General features: G+C 47.0%; 18 protein-coding genes and 1 pseudogene. 16 read left to right on the top strand and 3 right to left on the bottom strand.

All coding sequences use genetic code 11. The annotated features are described in order from the left end of the window. Positions 1-104: 104 nt before the first annotated feature. From BQ2633_RS03255 to miaA, 6 genes and pseudogenes are all read left to right on the top strand, one after another. Entirely contained in the window at positions 105-3,038 is a 2,934-nt protein-coding gene (locus tag BQ2633_RS03255) for a porin family protein (protein ID WP_141700122.1), read from the top strand. 475 nt (positions 3,039-3,513) lie between these two features. Beyond that, positions 3,514-4,554 (top strand): UDP-3-O-(3-hydroxymyristoyl)glucosamine N-acyltransferase, encoded by a 1,041-nt coding sequence (gene lpxD / locus BQ2633_RS03250; RefSeq protein ID WP_075565051.1) that lies wholly within the window; start codon positions 3,514-3,516, stop codon positions 4,552-4,554. 191 nt (positions 4,555-4,745) lie between these two features. Further along, a pseudogene (locus BQ2633_RS03245) lies at positions 4,746-5,654 on the top strand (UDP-3-O-acyl-N-acetylglucosamine deacetylase); the annotation flags it as partial. 29 nt (positions 5,655-5,683) lie between these two features. Beyond that, positions 5,684-6,454 (top strand): acyl-ACP--UDP-N-acetylglucosamine O-acyltransferase, encoded by a 771-nt coding sequence (gene lpxA / locus BQ2633_RS03240; RefSeq protein ID WP_075565048.1) that lies wholly within the window; start codon positions 5,684-5,686, stop codon positions 6,452-6,454. 20 nt (positions 6,455-6,474) lie between these two features. After that, positions 6,475-7,011 (top strand): IS1096 element passenger TnpR family protein, encoded by a 537-nt coding sequence (locus BQ2633_RS03235; RefSeq protein WP_075565046.1) that lies wholly within the window; start codon positions 6,475-6,477, stop codon positions 7,009-7,011. Next, positions 7,011-7,931, top strand: coding sequence for a tRNA (adenosine(37)-N6)-dimethylallyltransferase MiaA (gene miaA / locus BQ2633_RS03230; protein WP_176720084.1), 921 nt, complete (start codon positions 7,011-7,013; stop codon positions 7,929-7,931). The genes BQ2633_RS03235 and miaA overlap by 1 nt, the downstream gene beginning before the upstream one ends. Positions 7,932-8,077: 146 nt before the next feature. On the opposite strand, the gene BQ2633_RS03225 is transcribed toward miaA, so the two are convergent. From BQ2633_RS03225 to BQ2633_RS03215, 3 genes are all read right to left on the bottom strand, one after another. Continuing rightward, a complete protein-coding gene (locus BQ2633_RS03225; RefSeq protein ID WP_075565044.1) occupies positions 8,078-8,419 on the bottom strand; it encodes an L-rhamnose mutarotase in 342 nt (113 codons plus the stop codon). Positions 8,420-8,497: 78 nt separating this feature from the next. After that, positions 8,498-9,766, bottom strand: coding sequence for a replication-associated recombination protein A (locus BQ2633_RS03220; RefSeq protein WP_075565042.1), 1,269 nt, complete (start codon positions 9,764-9,766; stop codon positions 8,498-8,500). A 294-nt stretch (positions 9,767-10,060) separates the two neighbouring features. After that, the gene (locus tag BQ2633_RS03215) at positions 10,061-11,932 is read right to left on the bottom strand and encodes an ABC-F family ATP-binding cassette domain-containing protein (RefSeq protein WP_075565040.1); all 1,872 of its coding nucleotides are present in this window, start codon (positions 11,930-11,932) and stop codon (positions 10,061-10,063) included. A 315-nt stretch (positions 11,933-12,247) separates the two neighbouring features. On the opposite strand from BQ2633_RS03215, the gene rho reads away from it, so the two are divergent. The 10 genes from rho (at position 12,248) to BQ2633_RS03165 (ending at position 23,547) form a co-directional block, all read left to right on the top strand. After that, positions 12,248-14,470: a transcription termination factor Rho gene (gene rho, locus BQ2633_RS03210; RefSeq protein ID WP_075565039.1), complete on the top strand. Its 2,223-nt coding sequence runs from the start codon at positions 12,248-12,250 to the stop codon at positions 14,468-14,470. Between the two features lie 136 nt (positions 14,471-14,606). Further along, positions 14,607-15,086, top strand: a complete 480-nt coding sequence (locus BQ2633_RS03205; protein WP_075565037.1) for a YceD family protein — start codon at positions 14,607-14,609, stop codon at positions 15,084-15,086. Positions 15,087-15,279: 193 nt separating this feature from the next. Continuing rightward, entirely contained in the window at positions 15,280-15,468 is a 189-nt protein-coding gene (gene rpmF / locus BQ2633_RS03200; RefSeq protein ID WP_009437225.1) for a 50S ribosomal protein L32, read from the top strand. Between the two features lie 217 nt (positions 15,469-15,685). Continuing rightward, entirely contained in the window at positions 15,686-16,684 is a 999-nt protein-coding gene (locus BQ2633_RS03195; RefSeq protein WP_075565035.1) for a beta-ketoacyl-ACP synthase III, read from the top strand. A 244-nt stretch (positions 16,685-16,928) separates the two neighbouring features. Then, positions 16,929-17,810, top strand: a complete 882-nt coding sequence (gene era, locus BQ2633_RS03190; RefSeq protein WP_075567154.1) for a GTPase Era — start codon at positions 16,929-16,931, stop codon at positions 17,808-17,810. 621 nt (positions 17,811-18,431) lie between these two features. Further along, positions 18,432-19,514 carry an aldose epimerase family protein gene (locus tag BQ2633_RS03185; RefSeq protein ID WP_075565034.1) on the top strand — a complete coding sequence of 361 codons (1,083 nt, stop codon included), beginning with the start codon at positions 18,432-18,434 and terminating at the stop codon, positions 19,512-19,514. A gap of 87 nt (positions 19,515-19,601) precedes the next feature. After that, positions 19,602-20,891 carry an MFS transporter gene (locus tag BQ2633_RS03180; RefSeq protein WP_075565033.1) on the top strand — a complete coding sequence of 430 codons (1,290 nt, stop codon included), beginning with the start codon at positions 19,602-19,604 and terminating at the stop codon, positions 20,889-20,891. Between the two features lie 97 nt (positions 20,892-20,988). Beyond that, on the top strand, positions 20,989-22,149 hold the full coding sequence (galK, locus tag BQ2633_RS03175; protein ID WP_075565032.1) for a galactokinase: 1,161 nt from the start codon (positions 20,989-20,991) through the stop codon (positions 22,147-22,149). Between the two features lie 120 nt (positions 22,150-22,269). Continuing rightward, a complete protein-coding gene (locus BQ2633_RS03170) occupies positions 22,270-22,971 on the top strand; it encodes a LysE family translocator (protein ID WP_075565031.1) in 702 nt (233 codons plus the stop codon). Positions 22,972-22,977: 6 nt separating this feature from the next. Next, positions 22,978-23,547, top strand: a complete 570-nt coding sequence (locus BQ2633_RS03165; protein WP_075565029.1) for a DUF4924 family protein — start codon at positions 22,978-22,980, stop codon at positions 23,545-23,547.

Raw genomic sequence — 23,547 nt, 5'->3', positions numbered from 1 at the left:
TCTTCCGCCTACAAGAAGGTCGGAAGAATCGTTGTGACCATAACCTAAGTAAAAAGGAGATGACCTTAAACTTAAGTCTTTAATACAGTTCATGAATTAAGACTATGAAGAAATACTTATTGATTTTCGCTCTCTTAATAATATCTATCTACGCTCATGCACAGAGGGTGACCATTGTAGGCACTACTTATGACGGCTTGACACAAAGAGCTTTGGCTCACTGTGTGGTGAACCTCAAAGATGCGATTACTGACAGCCTACTTGTGCAAGCACAAACTGCCCTGCAAGAGGAACGAATTGAGGAGAATGGCAGTCAAATGGTCTATCAAAATGCCCAAATAGGTGCACGCTTTGTCCTCCAGTTGAATGCTCGGATTGCTCCACAAGGCTATGTATTAACAATCGAAAAGGATAAGTATGAGCGCATCCAAAAGAAAATCTCTGCTGAGAGTTTGCAAAAGGGAAGACTTGACTTGGGCGATTTCTATCTCCTTCCCAAACGTAAAGAGCAGATAATCAAGGAAGTCGTTGTGAAAGCGACTAAGATACAGATGTACTATAAGGGAGACACGCTTATCTACAATGCAGATGCCTTCAATGTATCGCAGATGGATAAGCTCCGAAGTTTAGTGGCACAACTCCCAGCCGCAGAATTTGTAGATGGCGTGCTCAAGGTGAAGGGGCGTGTGATCGAAAACCTTACCCTTAGCGGTAAAGATTTTTTCAATGGAAATATCCAAACGGCACTGGACAATCTCCCTGCTTTTGTTGTCAGCAAGATAAAGGTCTACGAAAAGGCTGGCGAGATGAGCGAATTGACGGGGCGAGATATGTTCGACAAGACCTACGTAATGGATATCAAACTGAAGCGAGAGTATATAGGTACTTGGTTAGCAAAGTTGCAAGTTGATGGTGGCACGAATCAACTTTGGGGAACTCAAGGAATGCTGATGCGAATGGACGAGCGGCAGATGTTTACTGCCAATTTTGACGCCAACAATTTGAATGAAAAGCGTGAAATGTCAGATATGGGCGATTCGGAAGACCTTTTTCCTACTGGTCGTATCAAGCGATGGAGTGGAAAAATCAATTACTTCTATGAGCCTAATCAGCACTGGCGTTTGAGAACGGAGGCACAATTTGAGCGACAAAACACTTTGCTCACGGAGCAAACCTATCGACAAACTTTTCTCGCGCAAAGAAACTTGATCTCTCGCTCAGTACAACGGAGCGAGGAGCGCCAATATGCAGTAGATGCCTTTGCTGCTCTACGCTATCGTTTGAAGAAGCAACAGCACGAGCTACAATATACCTTCCGCTTTGGTCATCGTCGCAAGCAGTCTGAGGGCATAGCCCTCTCGTGGTACGACAGCACCGCGACAAAGGGTTGGGCAAATCAACCGATCGATACGCTTTATAAACAGGAGAGCAACAACCCACATACCGCTTTGCTCTCAGCCCTCCTTAATCCAGCTTTGAGTGAGGAACCCAACCAGACACATACGCTCTCTCTAGCCTCTGCCTACACTTTAGGAGAGAATGTGTTGAAAACAAATCTCCGCTACCATACGACTGCAAAAACGCTCTCTCAGTATGAAAATTTTCGTCTGACCCGTTATACGCCACTCTTGGCAGACTGGCGAAGAAACTATCTCTGGGAACGGGGAAAAACACAACAGGCAGAATATCGAGCAGAGTATATCTGGAAATATGGTGGCGACGAAAGACACAACGGCGGTTTCACACATTATATTGAATACAAGTATAGTCACGGAGATACAAGGCATTCGCTTTATCGCTTAGATTGGGATAATCGTTTCACCATGAGCGATTGGTCTTTCGCCTCGCTTGGTATTTTGCCCGAAGGCGACTTCCAGAGTATTTGCACCGACCACACCAACTCTTATTACGCCATCCCGACAGAACATCGGGCGGTAGTTGGCACACAATTCAATCATCACTCTAAAACGAGCCAAGGGCACGTCGTTGACCTAACAGCTAAAGCCGAAACATTCTACGCACACCGTCTTTTGGCGTATGAACGTAACGCTCACACCTACAAGATCCAACGCCATCCGATACTCTTCGCTCCCAGCTTCACAGCTAAGTGGGAGGAAGCAAAAACGGATAGTCAGAACTGGCACGCGTTGACAGAAATAACCTATCAAGGTATACCGCGACTTGTCAATCTTCTGCACCTTCTGCCCGTTCGTGATGATAGCGACCCTAACAACATCTCGTTAGGTAATCCGCAGTTGAAAAATGCTTGGGAACACCATTTACAATGGCGTTACCAAAATCAACACCGCACATTGCAACACCTTTGGCAGTTGGAGATGCAGTGGCGACACATCGCCAGTGACTTTGCAATGCTTTCTGCTTACAACAGTAGCACTGGACAACGCACTTACACACCGCAGAACACTGACCGTACGCACTGGCTCGAAGGCTCAACAAGCTACGCCTTTCCCTTTAGCAAAACTTCAAAGGTTTGGCTCACGGCTAAGCTCTCGGGAGATTATTACCAAGGTGAGATTTTATCGCATATAGATGGTGCGCCTTTGGCTGCTACCAGCCTGCTGCAATCATACACGATTACGCCACAACTATATCTTACGGCATCGATTGGGAGTAAGTTTTGGGCATCGGCTTTGTGGTCTTCTGCTTTGCAACATGTGAGGCAACCCCAGACGACAGATAATTACAGCAAAACGCAGTTCAAGGTGGATTTCACTTGGCAATTACCTTATGGTGTGGAGCTTCAGTCGAACATCAATACCTTGCTCTATGCAGGCTATGCGGAGCGGTCGCTCAACCAAACTTCCATCCGATGGGACTCTTCGCTCCGTAAGTATTTTGAGCTTTCGCGTGGTACATTGGCTGTCAGTTTCAAGGTGAGTGACATTCTGAACCAAGCGAATTTTCTGCACACTTCTCTCGACCAATTTTCTCGTACAGAGGTCTATACCAACATCATGCCTCGTTACGCCTTGTTGTCTCTCGTCTATATGATAGATTGGACTAGTAAAAAAAGATAGAAGTGCAACCCTTCAGATTTCGGGTGGACCATGATTATCCCTAAATGATGGTACATTAGGAATAAGTTTAGCTCTCCTGCGCTCAAGAAGCGCAGGAGAGTTTATAGGTCTACACAAAGTGAAGAAATTGTTTGGGAAGGTCTCATAAAAAAGCCAAGAGAAATAAGCTGTTGGGTCGGGCTACGTCGAGAACAAACGAGAAACAAGATGCCAACAAGGAAATGAAAGATGGCAGGAAGTTATCTTATCCATAACGAGGGGCACTATAACGGTCTAATGACCGATTGGGGTTTAATCGCAGTAGGTTTGCCTTCCACTTCTTCAATAGAGGAATGATTTACCTCGTTTGAGATAGATATGGCAGAGAGTAAGCCAGAAAAGGCGTTTTTCCATTCGTTTTAAACAAAGAAAATGCAGATATATTTCTCTATTTTGGCAAGATATCTTATATTTGCAGATAAACAATTACGATACAATGGAATTTTCCGCACAACAAATAGCAACATATCTGTCAGGAACCATCGAGGGCAACCCCGAAGCTGTGGCGCGCACCTTCGCGAAAATCGAAGAAGGTGAGGCGGGTGCACTTTCGTTTTTGGCAAACCCCAAATATACTCACCACCTTTACGAAACCCAATCGAGCATCGTTTTGGTCAACAAAGACCTTCAACTTGAAAAACCAGTGTCGGCTACGCTCATTCGCGTGGACAATGCTTATGAATCCATCGCACGTTTGCTTTCACTCTATGAGAGCATGACGCAGAAGCGGAGCGGAGTGCACCCCTTGGCTTTTGTGAGCGAAACGGCAACCCTGGGCGAAGATGTTTATGTGGGTCCTTTTGCGGTGATTGGTGATCAAGTGACCGTGGGAGATGGTACGCAGATTTATAGCCATGTGGTCATCGAAGAGGGTGCCTCGGTGGGCGAGAATTGCATTCTCTATCCCCATGTGAGCATCTATCATGGCTGTAAGATTGGCAATGAAGTCATCTTGCACAGTGGCTGTGTCATTGGTGCCGATGGCTTTGGTTTTGCACCCTCAGAAGAGGGTTATGAGAAGATTCCACAAATCGGTATCGTCACCCTCGAAGATCGCGTAGAAATTGGCGCAAATGCTTGTGTAGACCGTTCCACCATGGGCACGACCATCGTGCGCCAAGGCGTGAAGCTCGACAACCTCGTGCAGATTGCGCACAATGTGGAGGTTGGTGCCCACACCGTGATGTCGGCACAAGTGGGCGTGGCGGGTAGTACGAAAGTGGGTGCTTGGAGCATGTTTGGCGGACAAGTGGGCGTGGCTGGCCACCTCCATCTGCCTGATGGCATGCAAGCTGGTGCACAAGCCGGCATCCACACCGCACGCACTGAAGGTGCTCCCGTGATGGGTACACCTGCCATCAATGCTAAAAAGTTTGCGCTTTCTAGTGCCGTGTTTAAGCAGTTGCCCGATATGCGCAGAGAAATGCTTGCCATGCGCAAAGAAATCGAAGCGCTTAAAGCTCAGTTAGGACAATAAACACAGTCCCTTTTCCGTTGTTCCTAATATAGCCTTCCAAGTGCTATCGTCTTTGGAATATCGTTTTTTCGATCCTATTGACGTAGCCCAACGCTCATTCCGATGCGCATCCCAGACACTGCGCTATATCTTGCATTTCGCAACATCTCTCCGCGCTATTTCCGTGGATGACAATCCACTAAAAGCACTCAATTCTTATGCAACATACCCTTAAAGCCCCCTTCACGCTCGAAGGAAAAGGTCTTCACACCGGGCTTCATCTTTCTATTAGTTTCCTCCCTGCTCCTGCAGATTATGGATATAAAATCCAAAGAATGGACCTTGAAGGACAGCCCTTCATCCTTCCTTTGGCAGAAAATGTGATTGACACTTCGCGTGGCACCGTAGTCGGCACTCCCGAATGCCGTGTTTCCACCATCGAACATGCCATGGCTGCGCTGGTAGCACTAGGTGTAGACAACTGTCTCATCCAAATCAATGGTCCAGAATTTCCGATTCTCGATGGTAGCTCCATCTTGTATGTAGAGCAAATCGTCAAGGTGGGATTGGAGGAACAAGGTGTTCCTCGCCGCTATATCGAAATCACTGAGCCTTTCGAATACTACGATGAAATTTCCGGTTCGTGCCTGCGCGTGCAGCCTGCCGACCGTTTTGCCATCGACTCTACTATCGAATTCCCCGATAGTCAGTTTGTGCAACGCCAAAGTGCCACTTTGGAGCACATGGCAGACTTCCCCGAAGAAATCGCTTCCGCTCGCACCTTTGTCTTTGTGCGCGAAATTGAAGCGCTCTTGCAGATGGGACTCATCAAGGGCGGTGATTTGACCAATGCTTTGGTCATCTATGAGCGTTTAGTACCACAAGAACGTCTTGACAAGTTGGCAGATACCCTCGGTGTAGAGCATCGTGATGCCAACCATCTGGGCTATTTGCAGGAACGTCCAGTGAAGTGGAACAACGAACCAGCACGTCACAAACTCCTTGACATCATTGGCGACATGGCACTCATCGGACGTCCGCTTAAGGGACGCATCGTTGCCATTCGTCCTGGTCACGATGCCAACAATAAATTTGCTCGTATGGTGCGTGCCAAATTCAAACATTTGTTCTCTTAACATACTTAGAACCTATGATTTCTCCTCTTGCTTTTATTCATCCCGATGCAAAAATCGGTGAGAACTGTGAAATAGGTCCTTTCTGCTACATCGATGCCAATGTGGTGCTAGGCGACAACAATAAGTTGATGAACTCTGTGACCCTCTTGAGTGGTACACGCATTGGCAATGGAAACACTTTTTTCCCCGGTGCAGTCATTGGTGCAGTGCCCCAAGACCTCAAATTTCGTGGAGAAGAGACCACTGCAGAAATCGGTGACAACAACACTATTCGTGAGAATGTAACCATCAACCGCGGTACGGCTGCCAAGGGCAAGACTGTGGTGGGTAGCAACAATTTGCTCATGGAAGGCATGCACGTGGGGCACGACTGCATTGTGGGCAACGGTTGCATCTTGGGTAATTCTACCAAAATTGCCGGTGAAGTGGTGATTGACGACTTTGCCATCCTTTCTGCCAATGTGTTGGTGCATCAGTTCTGTCACATCGGTTCGTATGTGATGGTGAGCGGTGGTACACGCACTGCGCAAGACGTGCCTCCCTTCTGCATCGCAGCCCGTGAGCCAGTGGCATATTGCGGTTTGAACATGGTGGGACTCAAGCGTCGCAACTTCTCCTTAGATGTAATCAACGCTTTGCACTCTGCTTTCTTGATTCTCTACCAAAATTCAAAACTCTTCAACGAACGCATCGAAGAAATCCGTACTACTGTGCCTAAGTGCAAAGAAGTGGATTATCTCCTAGACTTCTTGGTGAACTCGAAGCGTGGTTTCATTGGTAAATAATCTTACGAACCCCCTGTACAATGCAATATCTTATTAGAGTAGTCTGCGACGAAGTTGATGATTTCCGCCGCGACATTCTCATCGACGAAGACGCTTCTTTTCTTGAACTTAGCAAGGTCTTATTGGAATCTTGTGGTTATCCTGACGATCAAATGACTTCTTTCTACATCTGCAACGATGAGTGGGAGCGTGGCGAACAGGTGACCCGTGAGGATATGCACGAATCTTCTGCCGAAGATGTGGATCTCTATACCATGGCAGATACTTTGCTCACTGACTTCTTGGACAAAGGCATCCGCAACTTGGAATACGTGTTCGATCCTTTCAACGATCGCGTGTTTTCCCTCTGTGTGCGTGATGAGTTGCCAGGAAGCGATGAGCCAGAAGTCATCAAGTCTGTGGGAAAAGCTCCTCAGCAAATTGCGGAAATTGACTTCTCTTTCGGTAATGATTTGGGAGGTTCTAGTGAATCCTTTGATGACTTTGGCATCGACTCCTATAATTCTGACGAAATCGACTTGGAAGGATTTGAAATCTCTGACAGTCCCTCATTCTAATGGTCATGTCTCGTCCTAAACTTTTTGTACTCACAGGACCTACTGCCGTAGGAAAAACAGAACTCAGCCTGCAAATGGCTGAGTTCTTGCATTGTCCCATCATCAGTGCCGATTCGCGCCAGATGTTTGCCGACTTGCCCATCGGTACTGCCGCACCAACTGTCGCACAGTTGGCACGCGTGCCGCATCACTTCGTGGGCAATCTTGCACTGACCGACTATTATAGTGCCGCACGCTTTGAAGAAGAAGCCTTGCAAGTGTGTGAGCGACATTTTGCCGACCACGATGCGCTTGTGGTGAGCGGAGGGAGCATGATGTATGTTGATGCCCTTTGTCGTGGCATCGATCCTTTGCCCACCATCTCCGAAGCGGTGCGCACCGAGCTCTATGAGCGACTGGAACAAGAAGGACTTCCGGTGCTCCTCCGTGAACTGGAAGAGCGCGATCCTGCTTATTTTGCGCGTGTCGATGTGCAGAATGCCAAACGCGTGGTGCATGCGCTAGAGATTATCTATGAGAGTGGCAAGCGTGTGAGTGATTTGCTCACGGGGGCTGTCAAAGAACGTCCCTTCGACATAGTGAAAATCGGTTTGCAACGTCCTCGCGAAGAACTCTTCGCGCGCATCAATGAGCGTGTGACGCTGATGGTGGAAGAGGGTTTCTTGGCAGAAGCAGAACGCGTATTGCCATTTCGCGAACTCAATGCGCTCAATACAGTAGGATATAAGGAGATTTTTCGTTATTTCGATGGAGATTGGGCACTGGATATGGCGCTGGATCGCATGCGCAAAAACACACGAGTTTTTGCCAAAAAGCAAATGACGTGGCTCAACAAAGACACTTCTGTGCTTTGGTATGATGCCAACGACACGAAGGGTGTGATGAGACTGATAGAAGAAACGATGCTCGCTTCAAAATAAGGAGAGAGTGAAGTAGATAAAAGACTTTGGTGCTGACACTAATCCGTAAGTGGAAAGGTGTCAGCACCAAAGTTTGTAAAGTGGCTTAAGAAAAGATGTTTGTCTCTCAGAAAGGTGAACGAGGCGTTGGGGCGTAAAGAAAGGGCTTAATCGGAGTACAGATGAAAAATACGTTCCATACGTTTCCATTTCTCGTCACTTCGAGCATCGGCTGCTGCACGTTGGAATTGGGAAACAAAACTTTCCCATTCAGCTTGTCGAGGTGCTTTTGCCATGCGGTCCATGGCTTCTTGCCAAGAAAGGTCTTCTGGCAAGTCGACAATCATGCAGAGATAATGGTCCAATAAGTAGATTTCCATCTCGAGAATGCCGCTGTCTTTGATGCCTTGTAGGATTTCGGGCCAGATGCCTTCGCGAGAGTGGAAGTAACGATATTGACGGATGAGCTCTGGGTTTTGCTCTAATTGGAGCATTTGAACGATTCTCATAATGGAGTAGCGCACTGCGCCTTTATAACGATGATACTTTAGCGCGAAGAAACCATCTTCTCGCGGTTTTTAATGACATTATTTGGAGCGATTCCACAGCTGAGAGAGCCAAGCTGTGTGGCGTTCCTCGGCAGAGTTGTCGGCAGGCTGCCAAAATTGTGTCCCTTGGATGGTTTCTGGCATATACTGTTGTGCCACAAAATGCTGCGGAAAATCGTGGGGATATTGATAGTCTGTGCCATAATTGAGCGACTTCATGAGCGAAGTTGGTGCATTGCGCAGATGGAGCGGCACAGGAAGGTTGCCCGACTGCTCGACAAAGGCGAGAGCCGCATTGATTGCATTGTAAGCAGAATTGGACTTGGGGGATGTTGCTAAATAGATGGTGGCTTCAGCTAATGGGATGCGTCCTTCGGGCCATCCGATTTTATTGACCGCGTCAAAGGCGGCATTGGCAATGAGAAGTGCGTTGGGATTGGCTAGCCCTATGTCTTCGCTGGCACTAATCACCAGACGGCGCGCGATGAACTTTGGGTCTTCTCCCCCTGCAATCATGCGAGCAAGCCAATATATAGCTGCGTCAGGATCACTGCCTCGGATGCTCTTGATGAAGGCAGAGATGATGTCGTAGTGCATTTCGCCTTCTTTGTCGTAAGCCATGGGATTTTCCTGCAAGCGATTGGTGACCGTGGCATTGTCGATGACGATGGTGGCATCTTCTGCGGTGGCATTGACGAGCAATTCAAGGATGTTGAGGAGTTTTCTGGCGTCGCCTCCACTGAAGCGTACGAGGGCTTCCGTCTCTTTCAATTCAAACTTGCGTTCGCGCAGTAGGATGTCGTGGTGGATGGCATGATCCACGAGCTGAAGCAACTCGGTTTCGTTGAGCGGTTGAAGCACGTAGACCTGGCAACGCGAGAGGAGAGGGCGTATCACCTCAAACGATGGGTTCTCGGTGGTCGCACCGATGAGTGTGATTTCACCAGTTTCTACAGCTGCCAACAAAGAGTCTTGTTGCGACTTGGAGAAGCGATGAATTTCGTCGATAAATAAAATAGGGTTGGCAGTGCCAAAAAACTGCTGGTTTTTGGCTTGGCTGATGACTTCGCGCACTTCTTTCACTCCGCTTGTCACCGCACTGAGCGTGTAGAAGGGAGCATCGAGAGTGGCTGCTACGATTTTTGCTAGAGTCGTTTTGCCCACTCCAGGAGGTCCCCACAAGATGAAGGAGGAGATGCGGCGACTCTCAATCATGCGGCGCAACACCGCCCCTTCACCGACCAAGTGAGTTTGACCGATGTAGTTGGAGAGGGTAGTGGGACGTAGGCGTTCGGCTAGTGGTTTCAATGTTAGAGATTAGACGTTAGGGGTCATAGACCCTTTCTGCTCGCCACGATGTGGCTCGAGGGAATAGAGATTAGACGTTAGAGATTAGACGTTAGGGGTCATAGACCCTTTCTGCTCGCCACGATGTGGCTCGAGGGAATAGACGTTAGAGATTAGACGTTAGGGGTCATAGACCCTTTCTGCTCGCCACGATGTGGCTCGAGGGAATAGAAATTAGACGTTAGACGTTAGAGAGCTTGGGTATTTCAACAAACGTCTTCTTTCATATATATAATGGAAGAAGTTGATGTGTTGCTAAGCAAATTCGGAGAGTTCGAGCCAGCGCATGGATTTTTCTTCTAGTTCCTCTTCGAGTTGGGGCAAACGCTTAGACAGCTCTGTGATTTCATCGACAGAAGCAGAGCCATAAGAGAGTGTGTCGTGGATGGCTGCCTTTTCAGTTTCGAGTTGTTCAATCTCTACTTCGAGTTGTTCAAACTCACGACGTTCTTTGAAGGTGAGTTTGCGACGGCGATCACTCCCTTCGTGCACGGTTTTGCGAGTGTCGGTAGACTCTGTGCGCTGCTCTTTGCGTTCGCGCACCTCTTCCTTTTCTTTGATTTGGAGATAGTCGCGGTATTGAGAGTAGTTGCCAGGGAAGTCGTCCACCACGCCATCGCCCTTGAAAACGAGCAAATGGTCGACTACTTTATCCATGAAGTAGCGGTCGTGGCTCACCACAATGACACATCCGCGGAAGTCAGCTAGATATTCTTCGAGCAACTGCAGGGTGGCAATGTCGAGGTCGTTAGTGGGCTCGTCGAGAATGAGGAAGTTGGGGGCTTGCATCAGCACAAGGCAGAGTTGCAAGCGACGACGTTCACCCCCAGAAAGTTTGTAGACATAGTCTTGTTGACGCGCAGGAGGGAAGAGGAAGTGGGTGAGAAACTGCATGGCAGTGAGGTGACGTCCGCCACCGAGGTCCACCGTTTCTGCCACGTTGCGCACCACATCGATGACCTTCATTTGTGTGTCGAGGGGAAGACCATCTTGAGAGAAATAGCCAAATTTCACGGTTTCTCCCACTACAAAGCGTCCACTTGAGGGTGGAACTTGCCCGAGGAGCATCTTGATGAACGTACTTTTGCCTGTGCCGTTATTACCCACGATGCCCATCTTCTCGAAGCGCGAGAAATTGTAGTAGAAATCTTTGAGAATGACTACGCCATCTTCAAAGGTTTTTGATACATATTCAGCTTCAAAAATTTTAGAACCGATGTATCCAGCTTTGACGTTGAGACGTGCAGCACGCTCTTCTGTGCGACGTTTCGCCTGTTGTTCGAGTTCATAGAAAGCCTCTTTGCGCGAACGACTCTTGTGTCCACGTGCCTGAGGTTGACGACGCATCCAGTCGAGTTCTTTGCGATAAAGATTGCGCGCTCGGTCGATGTTGGCGTTAGTTGCCGCAATGCGCTCGTCGCGTTTCTCCAAATAGTAGGCATAATTTCCTTTGTAACTATATGCCGTTTGCTGATCAATCTCCACAATCGACTGACAGACGCGGTCTAGAAAATAACGATCGTGGGTGACCAGCAGGAGAGCTTTGGTGTTGCGTTGGAGATATTTCTCTAGCCACTCAATCATTTCGAGGTCGAGATGGTTGGTGGGTTCATCAAGAATGAGTAAGTCTGGATTAGCAATAAGCACTGAAGCCAGAGCTACTCTCTTTTGTTGTCCTCCAGAAAGTAAACCAATGGGCTTATCAAGCTGGGTGATTTTAAGTTGGGTGAGGATTTGTTGTGCACGAAGTTGCACTTCCGTCCATTCCTCGTCCGCATCGAAGGCATCGGTGTGCGCCTGAAGAGTTTGTCCTTCATCAGCGATGAGCAAGGAAGCATATTCGGCACGCAGGCGACTGGCTACAGCTTGTCGCACAGGCATCTCGGGGGAAAAATCGGGTGATTGTTCGAGCATACCGATGCGCAGCCCCTTTTGGAACACGATGTCGCCAGAGTCTGCTGTGTCTTTTCCTGCGATGAGGCTGAGGAGCGTGGATTTTCCAGCGCCATTTCTTGCGATGAGTCCCACGTGTTGTCCTTCCGCTACACTGAACGAAAGGTCTTCAAAAAGGACTAAGTCACCAATACTTTTGGTTAAATTCTGTATATCTAAGTAGGGAGTAGCCATTCATTGGAATTTTTATGAGGCGAATTTACAAAAAAGAGAGGAGTTAATTCGTATAATTAAGAGAATTGTTATACTTTTGCAGGTGAAAACCATGTGTTTTAATCAAAGTCACATTAGCAACACTTTAAGAAACTGCAGGATTATCAATACTGCTGTAGAGAAAAACGCTTTTTTGACGACTGAACTATATTTTGATTCTCGCTAAATTGCAGAGATTTTAATCCCACCTCATTATAATTCCCCCCAAAGATAATTCATTCGCAGTGATGTGGATGGGGAGGTACTTATTTAGAACGAAGACATTTATTTTCTTTTATGCCTAAATATACGAAAGAACAGCTTCTCGCGATGCCTATCGAAGAGTTACAATCGATGGCTGCTACGATGAAGACGCCCAACTGCACCAGTAGTATTCGTGAACAACTGGTGTATGATATCATTGATGCCCAAGCTGACGAAGTGAGCAATGTGGTAGAGGCGTCTCCTAGACGCAGACGTATCACTACCTATGGGCAAGATCATGTGTATTCTGCTACGCAAACGGGCAATAGTGAGCGTTTTGATAGCGCAAGAGATGAGCGTGCTGCCAAAAAAATGGTGGCCGCTAAGGCGCGTGAGACAGAAGCTGAGGCTGTGAAGGCTTTGCTGGATGTAGGACAGGTGGAAGAACCTCCTAAACGTAGGAGAGGACGTCCCACCAAAGCTGAAGTGGAACAAAGACGCGCTTATGAGGAAATGATGTTTCGTCAGAAAATGAAGATGCGTCAGGAACAATTGAGTAGCAACGCTTTGCTTTCTGAAGGTCATGATGCAGCGACTGACGCAGAAGACGCGCTTCCACCTTTCATGAGACAGGCTGCTGAGCATCCACAAGTGGTGACATCTCCCATTCCTGCCTTAGCAGAGGAAAAAGAAAACCCGTCGACTACAAAGGAGGCTAGCGTAGAAACTGAAAATGCAGCCCACACCGCACAGAGCACAGTGAGTGCATCAGTGGCGAATAATGCGGACAACGAGGATTTGCCTGATTTCATCTTGGCACAAATACAACAACAAGCTAATGCTGCCACCGCAGCAACATCTGCTGAACAAGAAGGAACCTCGGAAGTAAGACACCCCAACCTGCATAACCCGTTGGAGACACTTACGCAGCGTTTCCAACCCAAGAATCAATCTCGCTATGGCAACTTGCCCATGCTGGAGAAGGCACCAGAGGGAGACTTCGTGATTGTGGAGGATGTGCCTATTATTGACAATACGAATTTTAATTTTATTCCCGAGGTTGAAGAACCTTCTTTTTATGATGCGTCGGAAGCGTCTCAAGCACCTCGATTCCGCAAGTTTAAGGATGACGCTTTGGTCAATCCTCAATTGTTGAATCGCACGGAAACTGTGGCTGTGGTCCAACCTCCAGTGGTACAAGAGGTGATAATCGACGGTAGTGGAGTTTTGGAACTTACCCCACAAGGTACAGGTTTTCTCCGCTCTTCGGATTACAACTACATGCCTTCGCCCGATGACATCTTTGTCAATCAAAATCAGGTGCGTAACTATGCGCTGAAGATGGGCGATGTGATCGAAGGTAAGGTGAAGGTGCCCAGAGAAGGCGAAAAGTATTTCGCGCTCACTAGCATAGAGCGCATCAATGGTTTGCAACCCCATCAAGTGCGCGACCGCATAGCGTTTGAACATCTCACTCCGCTTTTCCCCGATGAGCAATTTAAGCTCTCCACTCAGCCCAATGCACCGCTTGCTTGTCGCACTGTCGATTTGTTCTCTCCCATCGGTAAGGGACAACGCGCCCTTATCGTGGCACAGCCCAAGACGGGTAAGACCATCTTGATGAAGCAAATTGCCAATGCCATTGCTGCCAATTATCCAGATACTTATCTCATGATGTTGCTCATCGACGAGCGTCCTGAAGAAGTGACCGATATGGCACGCACGGTAAATGCAGAGGTGATTGCTTCTACCTTCGATGAACCAGCGACACATCATGTGCGCATTGCACAAATGGTGCTTGAAAAGGCAAAACGCATGGTGGAATGCGGGCACGATGTTGTGATTTTCCTCGATTCTATCACACGTCTAGCACGTGCTTTCAACACTGTTGCGCCCACTTCTGGTAAAATCCTTACGGGTGGTGTCGATGCAAATGCTCTCCAAAAGCCCAAGCGCTTCTTTGGTGCTGCGCGTAACATCGAAAATGGAGGTTCGCTCACCATCATTGCAACGGCGTTGACCGACACCGGTTCTAAGATGGACGAGGTGATTTTCGAAGAGTTCAAGGGAACGGGCAACATGGAATTGCAGCTTGATCGTACACTTGCCAACAAGCGCATTTTCCCAGCTGTCAATCTCATCCAAAGTTCTACCCGCCGCGACGACTTGTTGCTCGACGAAGGTACGCTTAACCGCATGTATATCATCCGTAAGTTTATTGGTGATATGAGCAGCGTTGAGGCCATGGACTTCGTGAAGAAGCGTCTGGAAGACTCTCGTTCCAACGAAGAGTTCTTGATGAAAATGAACAAATAATTCGTGTCGTAAGGTGAGTTTTATCGCTAAAACGACAATAAACAACGTGATGACAACGCTTTTTTGGCGTTGTCATCTCATTTTTGCAAGGAAAAACTTAGTCGTTTCATAAAAAAGACGTAACTTTGCACTCGATATGTCTAGTAAAGACGCATACATAGTCCCACTGCGCAGCGTCCAGCGTGAAGCTGTCGCACGTACGTTTCACCTCGACAATGAGTATTTTGCAGATTTAGATCAGCAAGAAATCCTTGGCGGCGATGTGAAAGTTGAAATGCGCGTACGTTTTGGTGCTGGAGATACTTATCTCTTTACCTATAAAGGTGAAGGTACGGTGGTAGTGGCATGTGATCGTTGTCTTGATCCAACCACACTTCCCATCGTTTTTGAAGAAGAACTCCGTGTGGGCTATGATGATGACAACCCAGATGCAGATTTGATTGTCATTCCCTTCTCGCAGACTCACTACGACACAGCATGGGATATCTATGAATCCATTGCCCTAAACTTGCCGCTCCAACGAGTGCATCCCGAAGGAAAGTGCAATGCTGATATGATGAGTCGCTTCTCCGCTGAGGAGGATTCCGCTGACAATAGCACAGAAATCTCATTTTAATATCATAGCATAAGACAATCTCGGCAAACTCCGTAGCCTAATTCGGAGAAGTTGGCAAGCTCGTCGTTTTTGCCTTTGCAGCGTTGCATCATTTTTGTGGCTCCCCGTTTTCCGGTATCGGAAGTGTAGGTGCAATCATCTTATAAATGGTGCGCAATATTCCAAGAATAATAATACAAAATACAATACAACAATGGCACATCCTAAAAGAAGACAATCGAAGACTCGTACCCTCAAGCGTCGCACCCATGATGGAGCTGTAGCTCCTACGCTCGCTAAGTGCAGCAACTGCGGTGCTTTCCACCTTTACCACACTGTTTGCCCATCTTGTGGCTACTATCGTGGTAAGATTGCTATCGTAAAGGCTGAGGTAGCTGAGTAATCTACACGCACTTTGCGGTTTTCGGTAGCTAGAATAGTTTACCGAAAACCGCATTTTTGTTTTTTTCTCTGGGCAAAGTCCAACCCCCGCATCGTGCATCACAGGAAGATTGACCAATGTCGCACCGCCGCTTGCAACTTACGGCGACTATTTTCATTAGCTCTCCCTCAGCACAACGACAAAGTTTGGGCTAACAACTCTTATTTCTTTCCCTACAATGGAAAAACTTAATGCCGTTATCACAGGCGTAGGCGGATATGTCCCCGAATACGTCCTTAACAATGAGGAGCTCTCTCGTATGGTGGATACCAACGATGAGTGGATCATGACCAGAATTGGCATCAAAGAACGTCGTATTCTTAATGAAGAAGGTCTCGGTACTAGCTACATGGCGCGTAAAGCGGTGAAGCAATTGCTCGAAAAGACCAACACAGATCCTCAAGAAATCGATTGCGTTATCGTTGCCACCACTACGCCCGATTATCCATTCCCAACAACATCGAGCATAGTCGTGGGACGCGTCGGTATGAAAAATGCGTTCTGTGTAGACCTACAAGCCGCTTGCTGCGGATTCCTCTTTGCAATGGATATGGCTGCCTCTATGGTGCAGTGCGGACGCTACAAGAAGGTCGTTGTGGTAGGTGCTGACAAGATGTCGTCTATTGTAGACTATAGTGACCGCGCCACAAGTCCAATCTTTGGTGATGGAGCCGCAGCGGTGCTCGTAGAACCTACGACCGAGGACCTTGGATGGAAAGATAGCTATCTCCGTGCAGATGGTAAGGGACTTCCTTTCCTTTGCATGCGTGCAGGTGGTTCGGCTTGTCCTCCTTCTTATTTCACACTCGACCACAAGATGCACAAGCTTCACCAAGAAGGACGCACCGTTTATCGTTTCGCTGTGACGAACATGAGCGATGCTTGTGCCACTATTGCTGAGCGCAATGGCCTTGACGGTGATAGCATCACCTGGGTGCTTCCTCACCAAGCCAACGTGCGCATCATCGAGGCTGTGGCGAATCGTTTGGAACTTTCTATGGACAAGGTGATGCTCAACATCCAACGCTACGGTAATACCTCTGCAGCAACACTTCCCTTAGCGCTTTGGGATTATGAGAAAGATCTCAAGAAGGGCGATAACATTGTACTCACAGCCTTTGGTGCTGGCTTCACTTGGGGTGCTGCTTACATGAAATGGGGATATGATGGTCAATAATCTTTGTTGACTAATCATATTTTGGCTACATGTTGCACTTGGTAATCCCAGAGTTGTAACCCAATAATTAAGCGACTTTTGGTCTTGCTTTGGGCAGTGGCCGAAAGTCGCTTCAGTTTTTTAGCACATATAGAATGGCGCGCTTTGATGTTGCAGATAGCTTGAAGCTATGCTGCTACAAAATAGCGCCATTTCTCTTTATAATCTACAATCTTTTCTCCTCCTTCAACTACTCTTTCCCTCTATGCATAAAGCAGGTTTTGTAAACATTGTGGGTAACCCCAATGTGGGAAAATCCACTCTCATGAATCTCCTTATGGGCGAACGCATCTCTATTGCTACTTTCAAAGCTCAGACCACGCGCCATCGCATCATGGGAATTATCAATTCGGACGACGCACAAATAGTCTTTTCCGACACCCCCGGTGTGCTCAAACCCAATTATAAGTTGCAAGAGTCCATGCTGGCATTTTCCGAAGGAGCTTTGCAAGATGCAGATATTTTGCTCTATGTGACGGACGTGGTGGAGAAACCAGACAAGAATGCTGATTTTATTACTAAGGTGCAGCGCATGAAGATTCCTATTTTTGTGCTCATTAATAAGATTGATCTCTCTAACCAAGAAGGAGTGATGAAACTCATTGAGGCTTGGCATGAAGTGTTGCCCACGGCAGAGATTTTCCCCATCTCAGCACAAGCCAAATTCAATGTTGATGCTGTGTTGGCACGCATCAAGGAATTGTTGCCCGACTCACCTCCCTATTTCGATAAGGATCAATGGACGGATAAGCCTGCCCGCTTCTTTGTCAATGAAATCATTCGTGAAAAGATTTTACTCTACTACGACAAGGAAATTCCCTATTCAGTGGAAGTGACTGTGGAAGAATTCAAAGAGTCGGAGAAGAATATCCACATCCGTGCCATTATTTATGTGGAGCGAGATAGTCAAAAGGGAATTATCATTGGTCATAAAGGTGTGGCGCTTAAGAAAGTTTCGACAGAAGCTCGCAAAACTCTCGAGCGCTTTTTCCAAAAGAGCATTTATCTCGAAGTATATGTCAAGGTTGACAAGGACTGGCGTCAAAACGATCGTCGCCTCGAAGCCTTTGGTTATCGTCAAGACTAGGCAATATCGCACTCATTATGGCTGTTGATATGAAACATACAACGACTTGATATCCATGTAAAATGAGAATATTTCCGCATTTTCCATGGCTTGTGCTATAAACTAATCATAAAGATTGCCCCGAGAAAGTCTTTCAATACAAAAAAAGAACTCCCTGTACTCGCAAAAGTACAGGGAGTTGTTGGCTTTTTGGGCGCTAGGATTCGTAGCGTGACAAGAAGTGGTGTTGAAAATAGCATATCTGCTTTAGTGTCGGCAGTTGGTTCTTTATTATTCAGGTAGAACGCAGGAATAGCGTGGATAGAACTATGGAATAGAGTGGGAGAATGGGTGAATAGGTGTTGTTTGTTGCCTTCATCTCTCCCCTCGAGTTCGGCAAAAATAGAGCGATTCTCTGCTAGTAGTTCAGTATCAGTTCGTAATTATCAGACGTTTACAGAGGTCGCTCCGTGATGCTCATTTCTTGCTTCGTTTTTTTTCTGTTTTTTTTGTGGATTTGCTTTGTACGAAGGAAATAAATTCGTAGATTTGCAACACAAAGAAAGCAATTTGAGCCCAAAAGGGCTTTTGCTTTGAATGATATTTTAGCAATACAATCCCATTAGTTTAGTCTATACAACAATGGAAACTCAAGCACTTAGCGGTCTTAAACCCGCCGATTTTCAAAAGGAAATTGATGGAAAGAAGACAGATCTCTTCTTCTTGCGCAACATCCAAGGTAATGAAGTGGCTATCACCAACTATGGTGGTACCATTGTCGCTATTATGGTGCCAGATCGCAATGGTAAGCATACCAATGTGATTCAAGCACACGATAATATCGATGCTTGCATCAATTCGCCAGAACCCTTCCTTTCTACCCTTGTTGGTCGCTACGGCAATCGTATCGCTCGCGGACGTTTTCAACTAAATGGCAAAGAATACCATCTTGCTGTAAACAATGGTCCTAATCACCTTCATGGAGGTCCCACAGGATTCCATGCTCGTGTGTGGGATGCAGAGCAAATTGGTGCACACACATTGGTGTTACGCTATGTTTCTGCTTATTATGAAGAAGGATTCCCCGGTGAACTCTCTATGACAGTGCGTTACACTTGGACAGATGATAATGAACTCGTGATTGATTATCGCGGCACCACTAACAAGAAGACTGTGGTGAACATGACCAGCCATGGTTTCTTCTCACTTCAAGGTTTGGGTAATCCTACTCCTACGGCAATGGATACGGTGTGTGAAATCAACGCTGACTTCTATATTCCTATTGATGAAACGTGCATCCCTACTGGCGAAGTGCGTAAGGTTGAAGGTACTCCCTTCGATTTCCGTACTCCTCATGTAGTCGGAGAGCGCATTGACGATTCTACTGATGAACAAATCAAGAACGGTGCTGGTTATGACCATTGCTTTGTGCTGAACAAGAAGGAAGTTGGTGAACTCTCCTTCGCAGCAAAGATTAAAGAACCCGTGAGCGGTCGTACAATGGAAGTATATACCACCGAACCAGGTATGCAATTCTACTCTGACAACTGGGCAAATGGTTTCCCTGGTTATCATGGTGCTACCTTCGGTCGTCGCTCTGCACTCTGCTTTGAAGCGCAACACTTCCCCGACAGCCCGAATAAACCTCATTTCCCCAGCGTTGTGTTGAATCCAGGTGAGGTTTATACCCAAAAGACGGTCTACAAATTTGGTGTAGAATCCTAATGAAAACATCAGCTCGCGCTGAGTGGTGTCTCAGCGCGAGCCTTTTCTATGAAATATATTAAATAAAAATCTAATCAAATACATTCAATGGCTCAAAAAAACAAACAATGGGGCGCGATTATTGTGATGATTGCCCTCTTCGCTATGATTGCCTTTGTGACTAACTTGTGCACACCCATGGCAACAATCATTAAAAACCAAGGACCTATCTCCAATGTGTTGGCTCAGATTGGTAACTATGGTAACTTCGTGGCTTATCTTGTGATGGGTATCCCCGCAGGTTTGCTTATTTCTAAGTATGGTTACAAGAAAACAGCCCTTGGTGGTCTCGTTGTCGGTATGGTGGGTATCGCTATCCAATGGTTTAGCGGTCAGCTCAACGCTCAAGAAAACCTCGGTTTGGTGTTTGCTGTATATCTTGCTGGTGCTTTCATCGCAGGTCTCTGTATGGCTATCCTCAACAGTGTGGTGAACCCTATGCTCAATGTCCTTGGTGGTGGTGGTAACTCTGGTAACCAACTCATCCAACTTGGTGGTGTGTTTAACTCTTCTGCTGCTGTGGCTTGCTACATCCTCATGGGTGCCCTTATTGCAGACGTAAGTAAGGCTCGTATTTCCGATGCTTCTCCTGCTTTGCTCATTGCTTTCGCCATCTTCGCTATCGCATTCGTTGTGATTCTTTTCACCAAGATTGATGAGCCTGTAAAAGAAGAAAAAGAAAGTAGCGCACTTACCACTGGTCAACTGATTGCTGGTGCACTTGGTTTCCGCCACTTTGCTCTCGGTGCTTTGGCTATTTTCCTTTATATGGGTATTGAAGTTGGTGTGCCTAACTTCGTACAACAAGACTTGGTTGCACAAGGTATCCCCGTTGCTACTGTAGGTTTGCTCGTTGCAGTGTATTGGTTTATGATGCTTGTCGGCCGTTTTGTAGGTGCTAGTATCGGTAGCAAGGTAAGTAGCCGTGCGATGATTACTACAGTTTCTACCGCAACTCTCGTGCTCGTACTCTTCGGTATGTTTGCTCCAAGTGATGTTTTGGTGAACTTCCCCGGTGTAAACTGGAGCACTCTTGAACTCATCTGGCAACCTATCCCCCTCGGCACTTTCTCTCTCCTCCTTGTAGGTCTTTGCACCTCCGTGATGTGGGGAGCTATCTTCAACCTCGCTGTAGAAGGTCTTGGACGCTTCACTGCTATCGCTAGTGGTATCTTCATGACCATGGTATTCGGTTGTGCTGTGATGATGGCAGTTCAAGGCTATGTAGCCGACCTCTTTGGTTACAATGCTAGCTTCTGGGTAGTAGTCTTCTGCGCTGCTTACATCCTCTTCTACGCTCTCGTTGGAAGCCGCGTTAGCCGTCGCGACGAAGCTTAATTCTTTTGAACTCTCATAGCCTAGTGGCAATGCCTCCCACAGAGGGAGTGCATTGTCCATAAGGTTTTCCTTATAACCCCTCAAAATCTTTCCCTCAATGAAACTTACTATCGATGACGTTCGTAGCCGTTTTCAAAAACACTTCGACGGCACAACTGGTTCTGTATATGCTTCACCTGGTCGCATCAACTTGATTGGTGAACACACCGACTACAACAATGGTTTTGTTTTCCCTGGCGCAGTGCAACAAGGCATGATCGCTGAAATCAAGCCTAATGGCACTCGTACGGTTCGCGCTTACTCTATCGACTTGAAGGACTACACTGAGTTCTCTTTGGATGACGCTGCTGGTCCATCTGCTACCTGGGCACGCTACATCTTCGGTGTTTGCCGTGAAATGATGGAACTCGGTGTTCCCGTTGAAGGATTCAACACTGCGTTTGCTGGTGATGTTCCTCTCGGTGCTGGTATGAGTTCTTCTGCTGCACTCGAATCTGTTTATGCTTTTGCACTCAACGACATTTGGGGTGGCAACAAAGTAGAGAAGATGGAACTCGCTCGCGTGGGTCAACGCACAGAACACAAGTATGTGGGTTGCAACTGCGGTATCATGGACCAATTTGCTTCCGTACATGGTAAGGCTGGTTCTTTGATGCGTTTGGACTGCCGTAGCGGTGAATTCGAATACTTCCCCTTCAATCCTCAAGGTTATAAGCTCGTGTTGGTAAACTCTCAAGTGAAGCACGAACTTGTGGGTTCTCCTTACAACGATCGTCGTCGCAGTTGCGAACGCGTGGCTGAAGCGATCAACAAACTCCACCCTGAAGTGGAAAGTTTGCGCGATGCAAGCTACGAACAACTAGATGAGGTTCGTGGTCAAGTGAGCGAAGAAGATGCACTCCGCGCACACTATGTAATCGGTGAACGTGAGCGCGTGCTCACTGTATGTGACGCTCTTGAAAAGGGTGACTACGAAACTGTGGGTAAGATGATGTATGAAACTCACGAAGGTCTCTCTAAAGAGTATGATGTGTCTTGCGTAGAACTTGACTATCTCAACGACATTGCTCGTGAAGAAGGTGTGACGGGTTCACGCATCATGGGCGGTGGCTTCGGTGGCTGCACCATCAACCTCGTTGCTGACGAACTCTATGACAACTTCTGCAAGGTGGTGAAAGAAAAGTTTGCTGCTAAGTTTGGCAAAGAACCTATTATCATCGATGTTGTGATCGGTGATGGCGCACGCAAACTTTGCTAATCAAGCCCTCTATTTTTGCACCAAAGGCTTCGCAAAAGCCCTATTTAATAAAAAGCACCGAGCGATTTCCTCGCTCGGTGCTTTTTTTTCTCATGAAAAATAGCGATATTTGCAGATACTATGTCTATTCTTGAAGTTCCCCTTATAGATTGGGCGATATTTAGTAGCACCATTCAACTCATCGTCAAAGGATTGCTCATTGGTATCATCGTGTCTGCACCGATGGGACCAGTGGGAGTGCTTTGTATCCAGCGCACCATGCATCGTGGGCGTAAGGTGGGCTTGGTCACTGGTCTTGGAGCTTCACTCTCCGATCTCATTTATGCTGTCATCACTGGCGCAGGTATGACCTTGGTCATGTCGTTTGTTGAACAGGAACAGAATATCTATTGGATGAAAATTGGCGGTAGCGCCATCCTTTTTGCCTTTGGCTTACACACGCTGTTGAGCAATCCGCTCAAAGCCATACGCCGCTCGAAGCATAAACGTGGAAATTTGGTACATAATTTTGTCACCTCCTTCTTCCTCACGCTCTCCAATCCGCTCATTATTTTTCTCTTTATAGCGCTTTTCGCGCAGCTCACCTTTACTGTCCCACAGAACCCATTCGGAGCATTCTGGGGTTATATGTCTATTTTTGGTGGAGCGATGCTGTGGTGGGGTGGATTGACCTATCTCATCACCCGCATGAAGAGTTCTTTTGGTTATCGTGGCATGATTGTTCTCAACCGTACGATTGGAGTCATTGTCCTCACGGTGAGTGTAATCTATGCCTTCCTCACCCTTTTTCACATCCAAGTAAGAATCCCCATTACCACATAGTTTGTTATGCTGATAGCTCAACGTCTTCAATATACCAATCGTTCGGAATATCTTCTCTATATGTGGCAGGTGGAAGATATTCTGCGTGCCCATCATTGTAGCATTGATGAACTTCGCACCAACTATTTAGCTCGTTTCGATGTTTCAGACGAACAGCGTGTGGCTTTGGAAGAGTGGTATGAGCATCTCTGCACCATGATGCGAGAAGAAGGGGTGACCCAACAAGGGCACTTACAGATTAACAAAAACGTCATAGAAGGTTTGGCAGAAGTGCATGAGTTGCTTGTGGACAATGCCAAATACCCCTACTATCGTCAGATGTATTATAAGGTGTTGCCCTATATTGTAGAACTTCGAGCCAAGCAAACAGCAGACAATAAGTCGGAAACAATCGGAGTGGCACAAGAGCTGGAGCTTTGCTTTGAGTTGCTTTATGGAGTGATGTTACTGCGCTTGCAAAAGAAGGAAGTGAGCACAGAAACTCTGGCAGCTGCTAAAGATGTCTCCACCTTCCTAGGACAACTTTCTGACTATTGGAAAGCCAATCGCGAAGGAAAGATCGACACTGCCAATTAA

It is taken from the genome of Ihuprevotella massiliensis (assembly GCA_900095835.1).
Taxonomy (GTDB): domain Bacteria; phylum Bacteroidota; class Bacteroidia; order Bacteroidales; family Bacteroidaceae; genus Alloprevotella; species Alloprevotella massiliensis.
This window is presented reverse-complemented; position numbering and strand designations above follow the sequence as displayed.